The sequence below is a fragment of the Streptomyces sp. CBMA123 genome (genome assembly GCF_014596465.1).
Classification (GTDB): Bacteria; Actinomycetota; Actinomycetes; order Streptomycetales; family Streptomycetaceae; genus Kitasatospora.
Map to the genome: position 1 here is coordinate 1 of NZ_MECK01000606.1, position 21743 is coordinate 21743.

Here is a 21743-nt window from a genome sequence, read left to right on the forward strand (position 1 = left end):
GCGCGCGGTGGTGGCGGGTGCCGCGGCGTGCGCCGCCGGGGTGCTCGGCGCGCCCGCGGCCGGGCTGCGCAGGGTGCCGGGCTGGAAGCGGCCGCTGTACACGTCGGTGGAGTTCAGCGGGGTGGCGCTGTTGGCGGTCACCAGCACCGGGCGGACCATACGGCCGTCGTTGATCAGCGCCTGGTAGTCGCCGAGGAAGTGGCCCCCGGCGTCGGGCGCCTGGAGCCAGTCGAAGACCGGCGTGATCTTCCGCTCGACAGGGCTGTCCTCGCCGCCGCGCGGGAAGCTGAGCAGCCAGGCGGCGGTGGGCAGGGTGGTGGTGTTGCCCGGGGTGAGGTAGCGCAGGTCGTAGTAGCTGACGGCGACGGTGCCGTCGGCGGTCACGGTGATGGACGGGGTGAACGCCGGGGAGCCCGGGGCCTGGTTGAGCCGGGCGGGACCGCTCCAGGTCCGGCCGCCGTCCGTGGAGTGCACCAGCTGGATCGCGTCGTACCGGCCGCCGGTGAACTCCGACCCCTCGTAGGCGAGGTAGAGCTCGCCGGTCCTCGGGTCGATGGCCACGCTCGGCAGGCCGGCGCCGGCCCGGAGGGACTTGGTGGCGTCGGCGGGCGCGTTCGGGTCGACTTCGGGGACGGAGGTGTCGGCGGCGACCCGGACCGGTTGGCTCCAGGTGCGGCCCTGGTCGGTGGAGCTGACCATGCCGTAGTGCACGTCGCTGACCGTGCTGGCGGTCGCGTCGGTGAAGGTGATCCAGTCGAAGAAGTCGTACAGCGTGTCGGTCCGCGGATCGACCACGATCTGGTTGCCGATGGTCTGGGTGTTCGGCGTCGTGCCGGTGATCACGAAGGGCTTGGCCGGGGACCAGGTGCGGCCGTGGTCACGGGTGATCGACAGGTAGCCGGGTCCGTCGAAGACGGGTGTCGGGCCGGCGGCCTGGTCCACCCGGTCCCAGACCTGGTAGGCGACGCCCGGGTGCACCGGGTCGGCGGTGACGGCGTTCTTGTCGTCCGTGATTGCCGGGTCGTCGTCGGCGATCAGCTCGGTGACGTGCTGCCAGCTGCGCCCGCCGTCGGTCGAGGTGGCGGCGGCCACCGCGCTGCGCGCCGTGGTGGCGTCGAAGACCAGGGCGCTGGCGTAGGCGGCGCCGTCCGGGCCGAAGCTCACCCAGCCGTCGGAGGCGCGCTGGTAGGCCAGCCCGCCCGGCGCGCAGTGGGTGAACGGCAGGGCGGTCTGGGTGAAGTGCGCACCGTCCGTGGTGTAGCTCGAACTCAGGCCCCGGGCACCGCCGTTGGACCAGCGGTCCTGCTGGTAGATGGTGATCGTGTTCGCCGGGTCGAGCGGGTTGGCGGCGGCGTACGGTTCGTCCTCGGCGGCCGGGGAGTTGGTGCCGGGCCCGTCGGCGGCGAGGTCGCAGGCGGCGTACGGATCGCCGGGCGAGAGCAGGGCGAGCGGCGCTCCGGCCGTACTCGCGCCGGCCGGGGCGCCGCCGGTGAGGGCGGCGAGGACGAGGGCCGCGGTCGCGGTGGCGAGCGACGCTCTGGTGCGGAAGTGCATGGTGACCCCCATGGTCGTCGGCGGGGAGGTGCCTGGTGTCCCGGGTGGTGCTGTGCTGTTCCGGTACCGGAGGGGAGTTGACGTCCGGTCGGGCGGGCGACTCTACCCAGCCGCGGGGAGCGCGCCAACGACCCGCGCGCGCTCCTTACCCTGTCCGCACCATTGGCCGATGGCCGCCCCGGACCGCCGCCCCGGACCGCCGCCCCGGACCGCCGCCCCGGACCTCCCGTCCCCGGACCTCCCGTCCCCGGACCTCCCGTCCCCGGACCTCCCGTCCCCGGACCGCCGCTCCGGACCGTCCGTCAGCGCGAGGCCTACCGGCCGCCCTCCCACAGGGCGCGCTCGACGGTCCGCAGGGCGGTGGCCGACTGCTCCCAGCCGTGCCACCAGAACAGCCCGCCGTCCCGGCTCGCCTCGGCGGCGAGCGCGGTCAGCTGGGCCCACGGGCCCGCCGGGATGCCGAACCGGGGCCGCTCGGCGAGCCGTTGGGCCGCCTCGGCGTCGACCGGGACCATGCCGACCAGCGGGAACGGTTCGCCGTCCGCCGTGCGGCCGGTGCCGTGGAGCATCGGGTGCAGGGTGAGCGGGTCGAGCAGCAGGGTGAGGTCGGCGGTCGGTACGGCGTCCGGGCCGTCCTGCCAGCCGAGGCGTCGGCCGCTCGCCTCGGCCTTGGGCACGGGCTGTGCGCCGAGGGCGACACCCTCCGCCGACACCCGTAGTTCCGCGCCGCCGGCCGGGCGCGAGGGCAGTCGCAGCCGGTAGTCCCCGTACAGGCACGGCGGGACGTCCGGTACCGCCCGGGCGAAGGGGACGGTGACGCCGTCCACGTCGAAACCCGTCGGCCCGATCAGCACCGCCGCCGTGACGGGCTCGCCGTCGATACTGACCCGCAGGCGCGGGTCCGTGCCGGGGGCGCCGGGGGCCACGTCCACGCGGACGCCGCCCTCGCCGCCCTCGCCGCTTTCGGATCGGTACCCGCCGACCAGGTCGGCGAGCGGCGGGGTCTCCGGCAGCGGGTACTCCGTCAGGCACACTGCGCGCCCGCCGGCACCGAGAGCGCCGACGGTACCGACCAGTCGGCGCCGCCCGTCGCGGCCGAACTCGGTCCGCAGCTCGCCGCGGCCGCCGTCCGGCTCGTGCCAGCGCAGTACGCCGCGCTCGTAGCGCGGGTCGGCGATCCGGCGGCCGTCGACGTGGACCCGGTGCCGGGGAGGGTCGCCCGCGCGGCCGAGGACGTAGACGGACAGGTCGCCGTCCGGCGTGCCGTACAGGCCCGTCCACGGGTAGAGCGCCCCGGCGAGGACGGAGTCGAGGTCCTGGCGGATCGACGGCCAGCCCGCGGAGCCGTCCCGCAGCAGCCTGCGCGCCTCGGACTTGCGGGTGAGCAGGGTGCGCAGCCGCCGGGCCGCCTCCGGTGCGGGCCGCTGTCGCACGCCCCGGGCGGCGGCCTGGAGGGCGAGGTCCTCGCGCCGGGCCAGCAGGGCGCGTTCGGCCGCGCCGAGCTCCGGCGGCGCCCAGTCCGCCACGGCGGCGGCCGGCTCCCGGACGTAGCGTTCGCGCAGGGCGCTGTCCTCGCCGAGGGCGAGGACGAAGCGGGCGCCGGGCGTGTCCTCCTGCCAGTGGAAGCCGGCCGGGACGCGGAAGCCGGCGAAGCCGTCCAGGGCGGCGAGTTCGCGCGGGCCGTACTCGTCGATGATGCGCAGCGGGCCGTCGGGCGGGCGCACGGTCTGGCCGGGCTGGAGCAGGCCGAGGCGGCGGAGCACCTGCGGGTCGGCCGGAGCGGCCTCGGTGGGCGCCAGGTACCAGGTGGAGGCGCTGGTGACGGTGCGCTGGACGGCGGGGTCGCGCAGGGCGGCGACGGTGTGCTCGGCGGTGACGGGGTCGAGGCCGCGGTAGCGGGCGCCGACGTAGTTGACCACAGTGTGGTCCGGCCCGTAGACCTCCTCCAGCCGGTCCAGCAGGACGGGCAGGTGGCGGTTGGTGAACCCGGCGCGCTGGTAGTCGAGTTCGCCGACGATGCCGACCTGCCAGAGCACCAGGTGCAGGCCCGGGTCGATCCGCCGGTCGCGGATCAGCAGGTCGGAGGCCTCGAAGGTCTGCATGCCGGGGGTGCTCGGGTCGACCCCGAGATCGGCGCAGAGCACGTCCAGGGCGCTGATACCGGGCCGCATCACGGCGCGGTGGCCCTCGCGGCGGGCGATCCGGACGGCGCGGTGGCTGGAGAGCACGAAGATGCCGGGGTGGCCGTAGAAGACCGCCGCGACCCGCCGCCCCGCGCGGACGAAGTGCAGGACGGCCTCGGACATCTGGACGTACGTCAGGTAGCGGTCCTTGGCGTCGTCGTAGAACACGCCGAGGTCGTAGGCGTCGGGACGCCAGGCGTTGATCCGGACCACCGTGGCCGGGTCCGCCACGCAGTGGAAGACGTGGTCGGCCTCGCGGAGCAGGCGTTCGTCGGCCCAGGTGAAGCCGGCCGCCTCGATGCCGGAGCCGAGGACGGTCAACTCGCCCCGCCGACCGGCCGGTTCACCCGTGGGCGGGCCGGCCGCGGCGATCGCCCGGGTCAACTCGGCCCAGCGGAGCTCGTGTTCGCGACGGGAGGGGAAGCGGTCGAAGGGGCGGGTGTAGCGGTGTGCGGAGGGGCGGTCGGAGTCCATGCGGCGGCGCGGGCCTCAGACCGCGTCCGTGGCGTCGACGGCGCTCGTGGCGTCGACCGCGTCCGTGGTGTCGACCGCCTCGACGACGTCCACGATCCCCTGGGTGACCTGCGGCGGCAGCGGGTCGACCAGGACCGGGGGGTCGAGCTGGACGTAGGTCTGGACGAGCTGCGACGAGGGCTCCGCCAGGACCGGGTCGTCGAGGTCGACGCGGATCTGGGTGACCTGCGGCGGCGTCGGCTCCATCTGGATGACCTGCGGCGTGGGTTCCAGTGGGATCGGCGCGTCGAACTCGAAGACGGCCTGGGTGCTCTGCGGCGGGACCATCAGCACCGGCGCCCCGGAGGCGAGGGTGCCCCACGCCGCGCGGTCCGGGTCGGCGTCGCCGGCCAGGACGAGGTCGACGTCCACGTCGATGTCCACGACATCCAGGTCCATGACATCCAGGTCCACGACGTCGACGGACAGGCTGCCTGCGGTCAGGGTGATCACGGCGGTCACTCGTCCCCTCGGGGCCACGGTAGGAGGCGGGTTCATGCTACTGAACGGGCGTTCGACCGAACAGGGGCGGAGAGCCGCCCGTCAGGCGACCGGCCCAGCACCGCGCGCGCTCCGCGAACCGGCCTGGTGAGCTGTGCCCGGAGCCTGCCACCCGCCCGGCCTCCCCGCCGCCCGAAGGAGACCCCCGTGCCGGACCCGACGACCTCGTACGCCGACCTGCGCGCCCTGGTGATCAACTGCACCCTCAAGCGCTCCCCGGAACGCAGCCACACCCAGGGCCTGATCGACGTCAGCACCGGCATCCTGGAACGCCAGGGCGTCACCGTCGATGTCCTGCGGGCGGTGGACCTCGACATCGCGACGGGCGTCTGGCCGGACATGACCGAGCACGGCTGGGAGACCGACGAGTGGCCGGTGATCTACTCCCAGGTGATGGCCGCAGACATCCTCACCCTGGCCGGGCCGATCTGATTCGGCGATACATGTCATGAGTGCGGGTGCAGTTCAGGTCTTCGATGGCCGCCCCGCGCATCGGCGACGGGCGACGGTGCCGCGCTTTCTGAGTGGGCTGGACAGTACCCCGGGTATCCGGCCGCACCAACCGGGCTGACCAGGGCTGATCCTGCTCGTCGACCCGGACGGCTCGTAGCCGCTTGCCGCAGCACGTACCTGCCAAGCGATCCAGCGCCTTCAGCACATCGCGGCACCTGCATCCCACCCCGCACCCGAGGTCGTACGGAGGGTGAGTCGCTGGAGTCGCGTTCCGCGAAGGCTGCAGAAGTGCCGGAAAGCAGGCCGTGGACACCGATGGCGGTGTAGATCCCGCCGCAGCGTCGGCTCGGCTGGGCTGGCCAGGCGGAGGTCTTCGAATCCAAGCTCCCGCCGACGACAACTCAACGAGCTCGACGCCGCATCCGTGTCGGACATCGTAGAGTTCGGCGATCCCGGGCGTCCGGGCTGAGGTCGACCGGCTCGCCCTGGTGGGTGAAGGCAGCGGTAGACGTTGCCGTGGCCGTCGCCTGGCCACAGCCAGTCGTAAACCTCTGCCGTCGCTGCGGGCTGGCTGACGAGTACGGCCAGCAGGAATCGCTCGTCCTCGGTCTGCTCGGGCCCGACCTGCGGTGCAGACGGCCTCGCGACCCCCGGGGGCGTCGGTGGCGGGATGGGCCGGCTCGGTGCCCCAGCGGTGCGTGAGGTCGCCGAGTACGCTCGCCAGGACATCAGCGTGGTGGAGGACGCCGTCGACCTGGTTCTGTTCGGCGTCGGTCCGGGCGGCGTGCTCCAGCCGGAGGGCGTGTTCCGTCACGGTCCGGTGGATGGACCATTCGAGCACCATCGGGCCGTAGACCCGGGCGTTCTGCGGGTGCGGGCACGTGGCGATCAGGGTGTGTCGCATACGAGGTGCTCGGCCCGCGCGCGTGGCGGTCGGCCTCGGAGACGGTGTCGGTCGCCCAGGACAGCGGCACGCTGCCGTCGGCCCCGCGGGTCGGCCGTTCCCAGGCGCTGAGTGCCCGCATCGCGGCGAAGAGGGCCTGGTGGGCCGGCCGGTAGAAGTCGGCGGGCTCCAACCGGGACAGCGTGTCGAGTTGGACGGGGTCAAGCCGGACCGCACCGAGTACGGCCTGCTTGCCCTTGAACAGCGCGCCTATCATTGCCGTCCTTGTGGGTGGCGGTCCGTTTGTCGCGGATCCGGGCAACGTCGCGGTCGGCGGCGGCCATCGTGTTGGCGAAACGAGCCAGCTGACCGGTGAGCCGGGTCGGTCGCGAAGATCGACCCGGTGCCGGTGACTAGCTTCTGACCAGACGTCAGTGCACACCGCCACTCCATCAACGATGACTCCGGCCACTGGCGAACATGTTCTTGCTGCTCCGCGATACTGGTCCTATGAATGACGGGACTTCGACCCGCAACGACATGAGCGGGACCACCGTCCACGGGCCCGTCATCCAGGCCGGCACCGTCTATCTCGGCGTCGGGGGTGACGTGCGTCGTAGCGTGTGGATGGCGCCGGCGCCGACTCGCAGATTTGTCGAACGCGCCGAGCTCTCCGACCGGCTGACCGGCCTGCTGCTGCCGGGCGGGGCGGATGTCGGCGTGATTGGCTCTGGCGGCTTCGGTAAGACGACACTCGCCGCGAAGGCCTGTTCCCGCGTACGGGCGGATTTTCCCGGCGGCGTCCTGTGGGTGACGCTGGGCGAGAACGTCCCTGATCCGGTGCTTGCCGACAAGATCAACGACCTCAGCGAGTTGGTGGGCGGTCGGCGGCCGGCCCTGGCCGACCCAGAAGCCGCTGGCTTTGCACTCGGAGAACTGCTGCGCGAGCGCGAGCCCACCCTGCTCGTCATCGACGACCTCTGGTCGGCGAGCCGGCTCGCCCCCTTTCCTGTCGGCGCGAACCTGGCGCGCTTGGTGACCAGCCGGATGCGCGGAACGCTCGATGCAACTTGCGAGATCGTCAAGGTCGGCCGGATGAGCCCCGGGGAGAGCAGCTCACTCCTGTCCAGCGGGGTGCCAGAGTTGACCCGCATCCAACGGCTGACGCGCCTCACCGGCGGGTGGCCGCTGCTTCTGTCCCTGGCCAACAGTGCCATTCAGCAGGAGATCGGAGACGGGCGGACGGCGGACGAGGCCGCAAAGCTGATCGGTGACCAACTCGCCCAGGACGGACCCGACAGCCTCGACCTGGAGAGCGCCGACCGCAGGGACCGGGCCGTCGCGGCGAGCGTCGAGGCGAGCCTGCGACGGCTGGACGGTCCGGGTCGGGACCTCGTCCGGCAATTGGGATGCCTCCCCGAGGATGTCGCCGTCCCCGCCGAGGTCCTCGGTCTCCTGTGGGCGACGAGCGACCTCGACTCCGCTGGCAGCAGACGCCTGATCAGGAAGCTCGCCGACCTGTCACTGATCACCATCACGGGCACCGCCGTCCTGGTGCACGACGTGCTGCGGGCCTACCTACGGCATTCGCTGGGCCCGCGCCGCCTCGTCGAGGTCAATGCCGCGCTGGTGCAGGCGCTGTGCGCGCAGGCAGCCCGCGGGCGGCGCGCAGCAGCCGACTGGGCCGCGGCGCTCCCGTACACGCGCAGGCACCTGGCCGGGCACGCCGCCGAGTCCGGGCTGCTCGACCCTCTTCTGCTTGACGCGGGCTTCCTGCTGGTGGCGGCCCAGCCGGGGTTATTGGCTTGCCTGGATGCTGCCCGCAGTGACGAGGCGCGAGCCGCCGCGGGCGTCTATCGCCGCGTTGCGCACCACCTGCGCGATGCGCCCGTCGCAGACCGACCCGCCTACCTCGCGCTCGCCGCCCAGCGGTCCGGCGCCACGGCGCTCGCTGCCTCGGCTGTCGCGCTGGGAGAGCGGGCGTCCTGGTTTCAGTTCGTGGGCACGCTGGAGCCCGGGACCGGAACACACCATCCTCGCCCGACATGACAGTGCCGTCGTCCACGTCGCGATCGCGTGCCTGCCGGACGGGCGAAGCTGGGCCGTCAGTGTCGATCTCCACGGTGACGTGCGCGTCGTGGACCTGATGAGCAACGAGAGCGTCAGGCCTCCTTGGCTCCTGCCGGGGCATTGCCCGCGTATCATAAGGTGCATCGCGACGACGAACGGCCGCAACCTCGTCGTCGTACAGGACCGGATACCCGACCGGGGCGAGGGGCTTCAAGTCAGGGATCTGGTGTCTGGGGAGGACCTGGAATTCGAGGGGCAGGAGACAGTCGGCCGCATTCAGGAGATCGTCTGCACCGATCATGATGGCTGCACCGTCGTGGCGGTGCTGTGCTGGGATGGCGCCGTTCACGCCTGGGACGCGCAGACCGGTCGGACGGTCGGTCGACGGATCGAGCTTCCGGCCGACGGCGAGACCCACTTCCGGACCATCGCGGCCGGCACCCTGGCGAATGGACACCTTGCGGTAGCCGTCGCCAACGCCGAGGCCCCTGTCCGGCTGTGGGATCTGGAGAGCGGAGAACCGAGCGAACACACGATTCCTGGCGACCCCATCAGGACCATGCTCGTTGTCTGGGGCCCGAGCGGTCTGTTCACCGCCGGGGACTCCGGCACCCTTCAGCGCTGGGACGCCTCGACCGGAGAGGCAATGTGGAGCCCGTTTTCCACCGGCCAGGGTCCCTTCCTCTCTGCTCTGCTCTGCGCCCGCGTGGCTGGCACTGACGTGGTGATCAGTGGCGGGAACAGGGGCACGGTCTGTCTGTGGGACGCGTGCACGGGAGAACGCCTCGGTGTGCCGCTGGCCGTCCACGACAGCTCCGTCCGGTCGCTCGCCTGGGCCGAGCTGCCCGACGGGCGCGCCGTCCTGGTGACCGGCGGTAACGAGAACACCGCACGGTCCTGGGAGTTGCACGCCCTCGACGGCCGGACGCGGCAGGCAACGAGGGTACCGGCCGTCACCAGCGTGATCCAGGTCGCGGGCCGCACGGTGAGCGGTCACACCGACGGAGTGCTGCGGGTCTGGGACGCGGGTGAGGCGGTCGCCGAACTGGCCGGAAGCTTCAGGGTGTTGGCCCAGTACAGCGACCTCGCCATCGCCGCCGGGAGCCGGGGGGATGGTATGGAGAGCACCCTGCGGCTCTGGAGCCTTGCCGGCGGACAGGAGGTCGGCGCGCCGCGCGAGCTCCCTACGACAGGGACGGTGGCCTGCATCACCGAGCTCGATGGTGCAGCGGTGGCTGTCGTCGGCGGGGAGAATAACGCGGTCGAGGCGGCTTGGCTGCCGACTGGCGAACGACTGTGGCGCACCCGCACCCGGGAACGCACCAAGTGGGAGAACTGCGGACGCTTCCGACGCCTCCAGGAGATAACCGCGATTACGACCGCCACGCTGCCCGACGGCCGGACGGTCGTGGTCAGCGGCAGCATGGACGGCACCATCCGCATCCGGGACCTGCGCACCGGGCGGCGCCTCGGCACGAGCATGAACGTCCGCGCCGTGGAACAACCGAGCCCGGCCGCGGTCAGCGCCCTCGTCAGCACCCGTCTGCCTGACGGACGCATCGTCGCGATCGCGTGCAGCGAGGACACCACCCGTGCGACGGTGGCGGCTTGGGACCTAGTGACCTGCCGCCCCGTCGCCACCACGGCAGTCGCTACCGGTTGGGTGCACCGCGTGGTCTGCATCACGCTGCCGGACGGCACCCCGTTGCCGTGACCGCCGACACGATCCTGCGGATCTGGCCGCTCGACTCCCTGGACCCCACCGCCCCCTGGTTCCCCCTCTACGACATCGACCTCGACTCGCCTGTCCGGGCCCTGACCGCTGGCCCACCGGGTACTGTCGTCGCGGGGACGAGCCACGGCTTGGTCCAACTCCGGTTGCGCCGCCCCTGATCATCGACCTGCGCCAAGGGCTCGGGCTCGGCACCGTCCTGGCGGCTCGGCACACCGATCTCGCGCGGGGTCACGTGAGGTCATGCCTGTGTGCCCGTTGCCGCGTCAGGGTCGTGCTCTGGCGTGGGCATTGTGGAGTAGAGAGCCTGGGTGAGAGTGGCCAGGGCGCCGGGGGCGACGGTGTCCAGGGAGGCGACCGTGGTTCGCCAGCCGACGAGGTGGATAGCTTCTGCGCACAGTTGGCGGCCCTGCGAGCTAGGGCCGAGTGTCCGGGCGATGCCGGCCAGGGCCGAGGCGCGGTGGATTCCCTGGAGCTGACGGGCTGTCTCTTGTGCTCCCTGGAGGTCTCCCGCGCGGGCCTGCAGCCGGGCGATCCGAGCCAGGGGCGCAGCGTTCTCGCCGGTTCGATTGTCAGTATCGCGGGCGATCGCCAGTGCTTGCCGGAGGAGGTTGCGGATCTCGGCTCCGTGCTGCGCGGGAGGGAGTGCGGAGGCGACGGCAGTCAGGACCCTGACTCTTGCGATGGGACCGCGCAGGCCCTTCGCGAGATTGGTCGCGGCGTCGAGGTCGCTGGTGGAGAGGACGGACACGAGGTCCGTCGCGAGCTGTTCGTGTCGCTCCAGGTCGGGGTGAGGACCGAGGAGGGCGAGGCACTGGTGCGCGTAGCGGTGCGCTTGTTCGGTGTCACCGACGGAGTGGAGCAGTCCGGCGAGTTCGGCCAGGCACCTCGCCCGCTTGAACGGTTGGCTCAACTGTCGGGTGAGCTCCGCGGCCTGCTCGGCCCTGCCGCAGCGGTGGAGGCACAGCGCCACCTCGGCGGTCAGCCGGGCATCGTCGTCATCCAGTTCCGCCAGCCAATCGACGAGGTCGTCGGCGAGGGCGCGGGCCGTCTGGGTGCGTCCCTGGTCGGCGATCACGGTGGTCACTCCAGCGAGGGTGATGATCAGCGTGCCCAAGTCGGTGAGCGTACTGGCGAGATCGAGTGCTTCGTCGTCGAGGCCCTCTTCCGAGAGGAACGGTGCCAGGCGCATGATCGGTCCTTCCCTCTCGTCTGGGTCGGACACGGTCGTGAGGATGGCGCAGGCGCGGCGGGCGAGGGCGATCGCGCCATCTCGGTCGCCGGCCTGCACGAGGGTGACGGCTAGGCCCTCCAGGACGTGGACGCTGCGGACCGAGCGCTTTTGCCCGGCACCGGGGCCCGGCAGTAGGGAGGCGGCCCGGTGAGCTAATTCGCGCGCCTGGGTGTGGCTGCCCGAGGCCGCGAGCGCCCCAGCGACGGTGGCGAGGTTACGGGCGTGTTCTTGGTGATCGCAGGTGCTGCGGGCCAGGTCAGTGCTGCGTTGGGCGAGTGAGCTGGCCAGGTCAGTTTGGCCGGTGTCGACGAGGACGTGGGCGATGCGTGTCAGAGCCCGCACCTGTTCCTCCGGAGCGCCGAAGAGAGTGTCGGCTAGTTCGAGGGCCTTGTCGACGCGGTCGGCTCGAGCCATCGCGTAGGCGATGTCGGCCATGGCTGACGCCTGCTGCTGGGGGTCGCTCACCCGCTCGGCCAGCCGGCGGGCCTGCCTGGTTTTTCCGGCCAGGGCCAGGGCGACGGCGATGTCCGCGAGGGCCTGGGTCCGGTGGCCGCCGTCGAGGCGTTCTTCGGCGAGCGCGAGGGCTTGCTCGAAGTCGCCGCCGCAGGCGAGCACCCGGACGGTGTCGGACAGCTCGTCCTGGTGCGGCGGGACCTGGTCGTCCGGGACTTCCTGGCGGTGGTGGATCAGCGACAGGGCTGGCTGCAGCCGGCCGAGGCGGGCGAGGTCGGGGGCGATCGCGGCGAGTGCCTCCGGTGGCAGCCTGGCGTCCAGGAGCAGTGGAAGCTGGTCGACGATCCGCTCGGCGAGGTCCTGGGCCAGGTCGCCCTGCCCGGTGTCCGCGGCGACAAGGGCGATCCCGACGAGCGTCGGCACCCGCTCCGCCGCAGTGGCGAGATCTGTCGCCAGCTCGACGGCCTGTTGCCAGTGGCCCGTTCTGGCCAGTGCGTCGGCGATTTCAGCCCGGGCCCACTCTCGCTGCCACTCCTCGGGAAGTGCGGCGGCCAGTTCGTGGGCGCGTGCGTGGTCACCCGCCGCGGCCAGCGCTCCGCAGGCGCTCGCCATGGCTGACCCCCGCTCGCCTGGGTTGGTGATGGCGCACGCCATGGACAGCACCAGCTCGGTCACGGACTCCACGAGCCGAACACGGTCGGCGCTGTCCTGGGCCGTGCGCCGCAGGACGGTGCCGAGCGCCACGATCTGCTCGAACCTGCCGGGGATCGAGCGGGCGAGGTTCACCGCCCGGCCCAGCTGCCCCAACCGGGCCCACAGTTCCAGCAGCTCTTCCGGAAGAGCCTCGTTGCGGGTCTCCAGGGCCTCCAGTTCCACCGACAGGCGCAGCATCGCTTCCACGTCGACCGGGTCGGCGCTGACTATCAGCTCCTTGGCCCGGACGACTTCGCGGATCGTCTCCAAGTCGTCGCCCGAAGTCAGCAGCAGCCGCTCCTGGCGGTTTCGGTCCAGTGCCAGCCGCAGGAGGCGGCTGGTGTCGCCGGTCTCCTCCAGCAGCCGCGGATAGCCCCGCAGTAGGTACTCGGAGGTGTCCTGCGGCCAGAGCGCCCGCTCGCGGTCCTCGGCCCAGGCGTGCAACCGGTCGCGGTAGCCGGACAGGTCCGGTCCCAGGACTTGCAGCGCGTGCCGGTGCAGGTCCTCGTGGCCTAGGAGGTACACCTCCGGTCCCTCAGCACTCCAGTGCGCCTGGCTTGTTCGGAATGTTCGTCCGGTGACGGAGGCCAGGTGCCGGCGGACTATCCAGGTGCTGCAGCCCGTGAGTTGGCCGAGGTCGTCCGCACTCAGTCCGCCGCCGGAGCCCGCGACCAGGCCAAGCAGGTCCCGTTCGACGCCGCTGCTCGCGACCAGCCGCAGGAGCTCGCGCTCCATGTCGCCGCGCACGGTGCTGGCGCTCGGGGAGGGTGCCAGGGGCCGGATGTTGTCCCGTCGGCGCAGAGGGTGGCCTGGCGGCACGTCATCGGGCATCGGCGGGGCCGGGCGGCCAGCCACGACCACCCGCATGCCTCCGACGGGACGGGAGGGCAGCAGCGCCGCGATGCTGTAGCTGTCGGGCCCGGCCGTGACGCCCCGGTCCTCGTCCAGCCCGTCCACCACCAGTACCAGGCGTTCGCGGTGGTCGCTACACCGGAGGGCGGCGCGCTCCAGCGCGTCAAGCAGCTGCTCGTCGCGGGTGTGCTCGCTGACCGCAGGGGCCTGCTCACCGAGAATCTCGTACAACTGCCGCTCGACGACCTCACAAAAGGCCGCACGATCATTCTGCCCGGCCAGTCGTGCAGTAACGAAGAACGCTACCACCCGTACTCCGGTGGGTGGTTCCAGTACGAACTCGGCCAGCAGCGCCGTCTTGCCCGCCCAGGCGGGTGCCTGCCAGCACAGGTAGTCCGGGCCGTTGGGTGCAGTGCAGAACGCTGAGATCTCCGCCAGTTCCTGCTCCCGGCCCACCAGTTGCACGGCGCGGAGTCGGCGGACCTGGTGGACGTAGCCCGACCGGGGCGGCTTCCCAGCGGCGAGCTGGACGGTGCCGCCCTGCAGGACGTTGCCGTGGATCGTCGCGCCGACGATCTCATTGCGTACGCTGTCCACGCGCCCCCTCACATCTCCCGGTTTATCATGCCGCACGGCCGGGTCGGCCCGTCAGGGCTTCCAACGGTCGGCGGGCCGGGTCCAGCTGCTCTCGTGGCGAGCTTGCCGCGACCGGCTGTCGCCCGAACGCCCGCGGCCGCCACTTCGCGTCCAGGTCGGACACTGGACTGTTGCCGGACTCCTCGGCCCTGGCCCTTACCTGCGCGCCGCTCGGCATCGCGCCCTCGTTCGAGCGCGGCGGCCTATGGTGGCGGTTGGCCTACGCGGAGGCTTACTTTGGCCTGGTCCACATCGCCAGGACGCCGCGAGGGCGGGGCTGGTCGCAGCTGCGGCCCTTGTATGATCCGCAGCCGCTGGTGGCGGGCGCTCGCCTGGATGATCGCTATCAATGCTCTGTTGCTCGCCTGAGCGTTCGGGGCTTGTGGGGTTACACACGCACGGCTGTTCTCGACGTATCACGGGCCCGCACCGATTGCGGATCGCGTCGTACGAGGTCACACGCGAGGTTCGGGGGTGCGCGTTTGGGGCGACAGATGTTGATCAGCGACTGGGAATCAAGCGGCTGCCAATCGCGGTGCCGCATACGGGTGTCTCCGTATGCGGCACGTGCCGAGTGGTCCTCGCGGCAACGTGACCGTTCTCGCTTCCCCGATGTCTGAGTGGAGCCCACAGCGCCTGGGGTGTTCATGGGACACAGTGACGGACGATCCGTCACTGGGTCAACTGCTAATGGGGCAGGGCTGCGGGAATCCGATGAAGGCAACAGCGTGACCAGCGAAAACGACTGAGTCCACGCTTCTCCCGGGCCGAAGCGGCTTCTGGATCACGGATGCGGCAAAGGCGAACGGTAGCCGAGATCGGATTTGAGACTTCCCACGCCCCGGTGCCAACATCGATTCGTGCAGCTGGGCCCCGCCGGCAACCGAGGTCCTCTGCAAGGTAGTTGGAGCCCATAAACCTGGAAGGACGATTGATGGACCAGCGATCGAGTACGGCTGCGTGCATGGATATGAGCGGACGGCTGCGCGTCAGCGAGGTGGTCGTCATCGTCGTAGTGTTGGTGACGAGCTGCGTCCTGGCTTTGACGCTCAAAGAGTCCCACGCCGGTTTGCCTCTACTCGCAGAGTCCTGCGCACTTGGCTCCTGGCTGGTGAGGCGGTTTCGGCTGAGGGTGCTGAAGCCTGCTGCCCGGAGCAGCAGGTTGGCCTAGCGGTGGGCCGTCGGGAGAAGCAGATCACCGAGTGCGGCAGGTCGCTTCAGGCTCTCGCGTCGTGGCTGCGTGCCCAGCGCGAGACTGCCGGACTAAGCTATGCGCGCCTCGCTGAGCGCACTGCTTTCAGCGATGACACCCTCATCCGTGCGGCCTCCGGAGCCAGCATTCCCAAGCTCATGGTGGTGCGGGAGTTTGCGGAGGCATGCGGAGCGGACGCAGCGGAGGCTGAACGCCTATGGAAGTGGGCGAGGCATGAGGGGCACACTGTCAGCGCTTCTGAGGGGCGTGCGGCCGTGCACATCAACACCGTCGCCAACTTCGCGGACCTGCACGCGGCGTTGCGTGACCTCTACAGCCGGGATGGCTGTCGGCCCTACCGGGAGCTGAGTGAACGCGCAGGCGGACACGGCCGTCTGCCGTGTGCAACCGTTAGTCGTGTCCTCAACCGGCGATCCCTTCCCAGCCGTGAGTTCCTGCTCACGTTCGTCCAAGTGTGCGGAGTGCGCGGAGCCACGCTTGTGGCTTGGGAGAAGGCCTGGGACCGCGCGGATCGGGACCGTCGCCCGTCGCGGCGCTCGCGTTCCGTCTCCGCTCGCCCATGGCCTGAGCGTCCTCGGCCCCCTAAGGAGGCAGACCTCTGGCTCGAAGACACAAGAGACATGCGATTCAGGCCGACAGGGGGAGAAGGGATCTGGACGTCGACGGTCGCTGTGGCCCGTGAGCACCAGCGGGCCGCTGTCCGGACTCGACCGGGGGTACCTTGCATGGGCTGCGGCGATCTCATTTCCACGTGCTCCGACATAGCTGCGCAGTGGAAGGGACACGTGTGGTGCTTGTCCTGCGGCCATGATCTGCAGCTCACGCCGGCTCTGCTCCACCGCGCTCGCCCGGAGCAGGGTGGACGCATTCGCCTCGGTTCTGAGGCGGATGGAGGTGAGGACACGTGAGACTTCCTGATCGACAACGATCCGCTGTATTCACACTCTGCGACTGAACTGCTGTGCGTAGGAAGTCCGCCCTGCCGACTTTCTATGCTCGGCCCAGTGAAACTGGAGGTGGCCCCTGGGCCGGTCCGGGCCTCAGCAGCAAGGCGGCCCCCGACACACACCCGTGCTTCGCCAAGTCCTGTGGTCTCAGCGCAGGTCAGGTAGGGTGCCAGAGTGTTCCGCCGATCTGGGTTGGGGGGAACACTCTGGCATCTGAGGCCCTTGTCGGTGTCTCTCCCGTGCGCCTCTCCTACTTCTCCGCTATTGACCTGATGTTGGCCATAGGAGAGCAGCGATAGCGCAGCCCCTGCCCGACGATCCTGAATCGGTCACGAGCCTTCGCTGAGAAGGGATTCGGCAGGTCGTGGATCCGTCGGTCCGACGGATCCACGACGGACGTGACCAGCAGAATGCGGTAGCGGTTCCCGGTGGCATGCCGGTTGGCGGCTTTGATCTCGGAAACCCCCAACTCGAACTCGGTCAGCTCCGACATCGGCTGGGTGAGTGACTTCACCTCGTAGAAGACCGTCGCTCTTCCTCGGCGGACCTCGAAGTCGTAGCCGTGACCGTCGGACGCGTCCGGGTCGCCGTGCAAGATGGCCGCATAGCCGGACCTCCAGTACACCTCCGGGTACCTCCGTTCCATCCAGGCGCGTGCCACCACCTCCCCCACCAGCCCGATAGCGGCTCGTTCCTCCTCGCTGGCGCCAGCCATCCGGGCCACCACGGTCCGAATACCGACCGTTCCCGGTGATCGCCGCCCTTCCCGCTGAGTCATCGGACTGAGCGTCACCTTGCCGGACTGTGACAGGAACGTCTCGTCGACCGATCGACCGGCCAGTTCGGCGATCGCGGCGTACTGGTCGATGCCGACCTGTAGTTCGGTGTGACCCATGGTGATGGTTGGTCGTGTCACCGACCCACCGCCGGGCGAGCGAGTGCGCTGCGCCGTGCCCGTGGAAAGATCCGACGTACTGAGCCCGAGCGTCGACAGGTCAGTGGAGAGCGGCATGCCATCCGGAAGTCCGAGGCTGCTCCCGACCACGTGGAGCAGCCTCTCCCGGTCGAGTAGGACGAGGTCGCAGAGTCCGGACCGTCCCAGGCCCAGGCCCGCCTCCAGCCCGGGAGCGCTGTTCCAGGCGGACGATTGAGTGACGGCGTGACGGATGCACCAGGCGGCCACCAGAGGGGCTAGCTCCTCCACCACGCGGCCGATCCGGGCGAGGTTCTCGGAGCGGATCTCCTCCACCGGAGGGAGGTCGCAAGGGCGGGCTAGATCGTCGTCGGCGCCGTGTGAACGGAGCCAGTCGGCGACCCTGGCCCGCATCTCGTCCTCGGGCGGAGCGGCGAACCGGGGCAGCCACGCGGGGTCGGGAACGAGGTCGTCGAGGCGCAGGGCCGCCACGTAGCCCGGTACGTCCTCACCACGGGCGGCGAAGGGCGCGTACTGCTCACGCAACCTGTCCCTGATGGCGACGGCGTTCTGTTCGACGAACGCCTCGAACACCTCGGCGTGGACCTCCGGGTGATACAGCGGAGCGTACGGAGGACCGAGGGTGACGAGCGCCGCGTTGAACAGTTGGAAGTCGAGCTGGAGGCCGTCACGCAGGTCGGCCGGCTCCGTGCGGCCGCGGGCGAGCCCGAGCAGCTCCGTGGCGGGCAGGGGGAGGATGTCCTGGTAGCGGCCGAGTGCGGTGACGAGTGCCTTCTCGGAGGTCGCCCGGCCGAGTGCCTCCTCGACCTCCTGGGACCGTTCCGCGCCGGCCAGGCAGACCAGGACGGGCTTCAGGCGGTGGATCGCGACCAGCACCTCGCCGGACAGGCTCCGCCGCAACTCGGCGATCCTTGCCTCGGTTGTGCTGAAGGCGAAGGCGAGTGCCGGATCGTCGAGATCCGACACGGGCTCGTTGCCGACGTACTGCTCGAGTTTGACCAGGGCCAGTTCGAGGGAGTCGTGGAGCGAGGGCTGCTGCAGCAGCTGGGAGATCGCCGACGCACAGGACTTGATCTCCTCCCAGGCACTGCGGGAGTCCCAGACGACGACGGTCGGATGCTCGTCGTCGCTCAGCGGAAGACTCCGGGTGGTCCTCGGAGGTTTCACCTTCACGCCGGCGACCAGTACCTCGACCTCCTCCTCGCGGACGAGGCGGATGGTTCGGAAGCGGTCGAGCAGGGCGCGGACGCGCTGCTCGCTGTGCCGGAGGAAGGCACCGGACTTCAGCTCCAGGGCCAACCCGACCATGGTGACCAACCACTCCCTGCCATTGACCAGGAACTCGGTGGCGTCCTGGGGCGTGACGAGTTCCCCGTCCGGTCGCTGCAGTTCGACGTGGGTGGAGGACAACCGGGCCACCGGCACGCCGTTGGCCTCCAGCAACTCGGCGATCTCCGCGCCCGCGCCCGGGGCTGTGACCAGGAGCGGCTGCTCCACCAGCTCGATCAGTGACTCCTTCAGCGGGGCCGTTTCGTCGGAGACGTGGATCTCGGCGGTCGACGCGGTGGAGTCGGTCGAGGTGGTGGAGACGGTGAGCGCGGTGAGGACCGGTCCGGCTGCCACCGCCAGCTGGACGGGCTCCCCGGCGGCCCACGGCCACGCCCGGTGCTTGGCCGCGAGCGCGAGGCTGCGCCCGTATTGCTTCTTGAAGGCGACACTGAGGTGGTCGGGCACGTGGCCCACGGCCAGTGCCGTGCCGAGGTCCTTGACGGCCGCTGCGGCGAAGTCCGCATCGTCCCAGATCCGAAGTCCCGCTCGACGCAGGCGGGTCACCACCGTGCGGTCGGCCAGGAGCCTACGGACGCTCTGGGGGATCGAGGGAATGAACGCGGGAAGGTCCCGGTCGTCCACGAACCACGCCTGACCCGGCGTCACGAAGCGGAGACCCTCGCCGTTCGGGTCCTGCACCGGCAGCCACGGCAGATGGCGCAGGGCGGAGGCGAGGGGAGTGGGCCAGACGTGAACGTCCTGCTTTGTGTGGTTTGGCCGGTACACGGTGGCTGAGAAGTCGTTCTCGCTCCAGGAGCGAAGACCGAGCAGGAGCAGAGCGGCGAACTCCTGCCGGGCGGCGGGCTTCAGTTCCGTGACCTCGGCGGCCCCGGGAAGGTGAACCGGCAGCGTCTTGAACTGGTACGGGGTCCCCGGGTGCGCACCCCCCCCACCACCCGGCGAAGCGGACGTCCGCGGCCCAGGCGGTGCTCAGCGTGTCCCCCAGCCTAAACTGGGCCGCGAGCCTGAGCGGTTGGAGCTCCCGGCCGTTGCGCGCGTCGATGCGGCGGGCGACCCGCTTGAGCAGCAGGCCGTCCTGGACACCGATGGCTCGGAGGAACTCGCCGTAGCCGTCGGGTGAGCGGACGTCCTCGGGCCAGGCCGCCGGTTCGGCGATCCACAGCGCCCGTTGGTCCGCCAGCCCGGGCACCTCGGCTCCGCCGGACGCCAGGAAGCGTGCGAACAGCGTGGCGCCCTCGGTGCGCCACTCGGGCGAGAAGAGGCATCCGGTGGCTCGTGCCCAGGTGCCGTCGACGCGCGGGACGGAGAGCCCGACCGTGCGCAGTCGAGCGCGCTGCGTCTCGCTGAGGACAGGGAACTGACGGTGGGTGAAGACGAGTGCGTCGCGCTTCAGGGCGTCGGACTGGGTCGAGGTCAGGAGTTCGCTCAGGGCGGTCAGCACCTGATCGATGTCGAAGGTGTGGACGAGCTGATGCTGTTCGAGAAAGAGACGGCCCGGCCTGCTCCAGGCGATTTCGGGATGGGTGAAGGCCATGCGACGTCGCAGTGCCTTCAGGTCCGAGGGGATGCGGGCGCCCCTGTCCTTGCCGTCGGTCCGTGGCGAGAGGAAGACGGTGCGTTCGTGGCCGCCGTTCTGCTGGGGCGCCCCGAGCGCGGGCTGAAGATCGCCGTTCTGGTCAAGAATGATCTTCTTCCCGCGCAGGGTGTGAGAGGTCTGCGCGAACGCCCGGGCCAGGTCGTCGTAGAAGTCGGTCCACGTCCTGGCGGACGGTTCGGTTCCCGTGTCGACGAGTGCCCCGGCGATGGCCTCTACCCAGCCGGCCACGGATGACGAGGCCGGACGCATGAGCGTGCCGATGAGCGCGACATGGAGGTCCTTGAGCCGATTACGGCGGGCCCCGGTGACGCGCGGATCGAGCATGGGGCCACCGACCTGGCTGAGCCGCTCGGCGGTGATGACCCGCCATGCCGGCTCCTGCTCGGGCCAGGCGAAGGAGTTCCGGAGGGTGTTCCAGGCGGCGCTCACCAGCGGCACGATCGGCTGGTCGGCGAGGCGCCCCGCGAAGGCCCGGTCGATGCGGTCCTTCGGCTTCCAGCACACCAGGTCGGGCACCAGGTCTCGGGCGCGGTCGTGCGGCGCTTCGGCGCGCAGCCGCTCGGAGAGCGCCGCCGCCAGGTCGGCCACCTGGTCGAGCAGGAAGTCGTTCAGAGTGATGGTCTGACTGATGTCGAGCCGCGCCAGCTTGGTGAAGAACGGCGCGTGCACGTGGCCGCAGAACGGGGACCTGCTCGTCTCGGCCATCGGCAGGTACGTGTACATCCGGCCGTGCTGCAGGTCTTCGTCCAGCCGGAGCGCGACAGCCACCCACGCGTCGTCCTGCCAGGTGCTCCAACGTCCGTCGATCTGACGGGCCTGGACGCTCCGTTCGATCGCCTCGCGGAACGCCTCGGGTGGGACCGTGCGCCGCGCCAGCAGGTAGCGGCCGGCCTCGGCCAGATCGACCTCGACGGCCCAGTCCTCCGCTTGACCGCTGACCAGCTCCGACGGTTGTACGGAGCGGGTGAGGCACCGGCGCGTCAACGGTTCCTCGTCGCTGTGGACCTCCAAGGAGAGTTCGGTGATGCGATCCAGGAACAGCAGCAGCGGCGCCTCTCCGGCGGTGATCCCCTGAACCTGGTTCCTGGCCGCCTCCGTGGCGTCCGGGTTTCGGAGCGGGAGCCTCACCACCGTCGAGAAGCCCTTGGAGGCGAGCTCCTTGAGGACCGGATCGGTGACGTCGGCAGGTACCGGCAGGGCCAGCGGGGAGACCTTCTCGATCACCCGGTCGGCCCGCTCGCCGTCGAGCAGGTCCCGCACGTCTGCCGGAGTCGCGAACCGGAAGCGGTAGCCGTCGAACGTCGACGAGGAGGGGTCGTTCTTCGAGTAGATCTCGGGCCAGTCGGTCAGCTGCAGCACGCTGCGAAAGCCGATCCCCTTGTTGCCGATGCCTCCACCGGCGCGCTTGTCGGAGAGCGCGAACTCCGTGATCGCGTGGAAGTTGTGCTCGGTGAACCCGGCACCCTCGTTGGCGACGTAGAGGACCCCCGGTGCGCTGCGGAGGTCGAGCCGGACGAGGATCCGGCCGGGCGCCTGGGCGTCGAGGACGTCATGTCCGTTCTGGACGAGCTCGAGGACGGCGCGGCCCTCGTACTCCTGGGCGGTGTCCTCGGTGATCGACTTGAGGCTCTCGGCGAACCGCCAGTCGTCTCCTGCCTGCTCGAACAGCTCGATCCGCCTCAGGGTACGAGCTATTACGGTGTCATCGATCCCTGCTGCGTTCATGGGGTGGTGCACGTGATCCTCGCTCTCGACGTCAGACGGGGCGGCAACGGCGCCTCGCCGCCGGGAAGCGTTCACCACCCTGAGCGGTCTCCCGGCCAGCCGATGCCATTTCTGGCCAAACGCACGCCGTACGGAGCAGCAGGTCAATGCACCAGACTGGGACCTGAGCGCGCACCTAGGAGTCGCAAGGCTGTGCGCTGTGAGAATTCGGATGGCTGAATGTAGGCCTGTGTCCGCCGACTCTGTCAGACCACGGTAGTAGTGCGCCCAGACAGCCAGG

Annotated in this window: 11 protein-coding genes and 1 pseudogene; 5 read left to right on the forward strand and 7 right to left on the reverse strand. The window is 70.5% G+C overall.

From position 1 onward, the window contains the following. The 3 genes from BG452_RS38375 to BG452_RS38385 form a co-directional block, all read right to left on the reverse strand. A partial coding sequence (locus BG452_RS38375; RefSeq protein WP_188308964.1) for a sialidase family protein occupies positions 1 to 1554 on the reverse strand: 1554 nt, incomplete at its 3' end. A gap of 314 nt (positions 1555 to 1868) precedes the next feature. After that, entirely contained in the window at positions 1869 to 4211 is a 2343-nt protein-coding gene (locus BG452_RS38380; protein WP_188308965.1) for an SAM-dependent methyltransferase, read from the reverse strand. A gap of 15 nt (positions 4212 to 4226) precedes the next feature. Next, on the reverse strand, positions 4227 to 4712 hold the full coding sequence (locus BG452_RS38385; RefSeq protein WP_188308966.1) for a hypothetical protein: 486 nt from the start codon (positions 4710 to 4712) through the stop codon (positions 4227 to 4229). 186 nt (positions 4713 to 4898) lie between these two features. Between BG452_RS38385 and BG452_RS38390 the strand changes: the two are divergent. Next, positions 4899 to 5180 (forward strand): annotated as a pseudogene (locus BG452_RS38390) (flavodoxin family protein); the annotation flags it as partial. 752 nt (positions 5181 to 5932) lie between these two features. Here the strand turns inward: BG452_RS38390 and BG452_RS48285 are convergent. Next, on the reverse strand, positions 5933 to 6364 hold the full coding sequence (locus BG452_RS48285) for a DnaB-like helicase N-terminal domain-containing protein (protein WP_188308967.1): 432 nt from the start codon (positions 6362 to 6364) through the stop codon (positions 5933 to 5935). 233 nt (positions 6365 to 6597) lie between these two features. Here BG452_RS48285 and BG452_RS38400 point away from each other — a divergent pair, with 233 nt between their 5' ends. The 3 genes from BG452_RS38400 to BG452_RS38410 all read left to right on the forward strand — a co-directional run bounded on the left by BG452_RS38400 (position 6598) and on the right by BG452_RS38410 (position 10050). Then, positions 6598 to 8136, forward strand: a complete 1539-nt coding sequence (locus BG452_RS38400; protein WP_188308968.1) for an NB-ARC domain-containing protein — start codon at positions 6598 to 6600, stop codon at positions 8134 to 8136. A gap of 88 nt (positions 8137 to 8224) precedes the next feature. Further along, on the forward strand, positions 8225 to 9871 hold the full coding sequence (locus BG452_RS38405; protein ID WP_188308969.1) for a WD40 repeat domain-containing protein: 1647 nt from the start codon (positions 8225 to 8227) through the stop codon (positions 9869 to 9871). After that, positions 9868 to 10050 (forward strand): hypothetical protein, encoded by a 183-nt coding sequence (locus BG452_RS38410; protein WP_188308970.1) that lies wholly within the window; start codon positions 9868 to 9870, stop codon positions 10048 to 10050. The genes BG452_RS38405 and BG452_RS38410 overlap by 4 nt, the downstream gene beginning before the upstream one ends. 80 nt (positions 10051 to 10130) lie before the next feature. Here BG452_RS38410 and BG452_RS38415 read toward each other — a convergent pair whose 3' ends face one another. Further along, on the reverse strand, positions 10131 to 13718 hold the full coding sequence (locus tag BG452_RS38415) for a tetratricopeptide repeat protein (RefSeq protein ID WP_188308971.1): 3588 nt from the start codon (positions 13716 to 13718) through the stop codon (positions 10131 to 10133). A 1212-nt stretch (positions 13719 to 14930) separates the two neighbouring features. Here BG452_RS38415 and BG452_RS48290 point away from each other — a divergent pair. Further along, positions 14931 to 15878: a helix-turn-helix domain-containing protein gene (locus tag BG452_RS48290; RefSeq protein ID WP_188308972.1), complete on the forward strand. Its 948-nt coding sequence runs from the start codon at positions 14931 to 14933 to the stop codon at positions 15876 to 15878. A gap of 289 nt (positions 15879 to 16167) precedes the next feature. Here BG452_RS48290 and BG452_RS47905 read toward each other — a convergent pair whose 3' ends face one another. Together BG452_RS47905 and BG452_RS38430 are read right to left on the reverse strand one after the other, a co-directional pair. Continuing rightward, positions 16168 to 18762, reverse strand: coding sequence for a protein NO VEIN domain-containing protein (locus BG452_RS47905; RefSeq protein ID WP_188308973.1), 2595 nt, complete (start codon positions 18760 to 18762; stop codon positions 16168 to 16170). Continuing rightward, on the reverse strand, positions 18707 to 21610 hold the full coding sequence (locus tag BG452_RS38430) for a sacsin N-terminal ATP-binding-like domain-containing protein (protein WP_188308974.1): 2904 nt from the start codon (positions 21608 to 21610) through the stop codon (positions 18707 to 18709). The genes BG452_RS47905 and BG452_RS38430 overlap by 56 nt, the downstream gene beginning before the upstream one ends. Positions 21611 to 21743: the final 133 nt, after the last annotated feature.